An 866-nucleotide genomic window follows, 5' to 3' on the forward strand; every position below is an offset into this window, starting at 1 on the left:
GGAGCATTTTTCTTTACCCCCTCAGCAACTTGTTTAATAATTTTTAAATTAATTCCAAGAAGATCGTCTCGGCTCATTCCAGGTTTTCTTGGAACACCTGCTGTAATTATAATTACATCTGAATCTTTTATATCCTCATAGTTATCAGTTCCTGAAAACCTAACATTGAAACCATCTACAGATGAAGATTGTGCAATATCTAATGCTTTTCCTTTTGCAATACCACTAGCGACATCAAATAAAACCACTTCATTAACTAATTCTTTTGTTCCTATTAAATGTGCAAGAGTTCCGCCTATTTGGCCTGCACCAATTAAAGATATTTTTGTCATTTATTTCCTTTATTTCATTGTTGGCATAACAAATTCTGCATTTGATCGGACACCTGAAGGCCATCTGGATGTTACTGTTTTAAGTTTAGTATAAAATTTTATTCCTTCCATACCATGCATTCCACTATCTCCAAATAATGATCTTTTCCAACCACCAAAACTATGAAATGCCATTGGAACTGGGATCGGCACGTTAATACCAACCATACCTACTTGAATTTTACTTGCAAAAGTTCTACCTGCATCACCGTCTCTTGTATAAATACTAACTCCATTTCCATACTCATGGTCGTTAATTAATTTTGCAGCTTCTTCAAAAGTTTTTACTCGAACAACTGATAAGACTGGACCAAATATTTCCTCTTTGTAAATTCTCATATCTTTATTTACATGATCAAACAAACATCCACCTATATAGAAACCATTTTCATAACCTTGAAGTTTTAAACCTCTTCCATCAACCACTAGGTTTGCGCCTTCCTTGACACCTAAATCAACGTAACTTGTAACTTTTTCTAAATGTTCTTTTGTAAC

At 33.9% G+C, this 866-nt stretch carries 2 protein-coding genes; both read right to left on the reverse strand.

All coding sequences use genetic code 11. From position 1 onward, the window contains the following. Window positions 1-332 (reverse strand): lactate/malate family dehydrogenase (locus AMN83_RS02920; protein WP_425304142.1); only part of this gene is annotated, 332 nt, incomplete at its 3' end. Between the two features lie 9 nt (window positions 333-341). Beyond that, window positions 342-866, reverse strand: a 525-nt coding sequence (locus tag AMN83_RS02925; RefSeq protein WP_143323639.1) for an aldehyde dehydrogenase family protein, incomplete at its 5' end; no start/stop codon positions are given.

This window comes from Candidatus Pelagibacter communis, assembly GCF_001180025.1.
GTDB lineage: Bacteria > Pseudomonadota > Alphaproteobacteria > Pelagibacterales > Pelagibacteraceae > Pelagibacter > Pelagibacter ubique_A.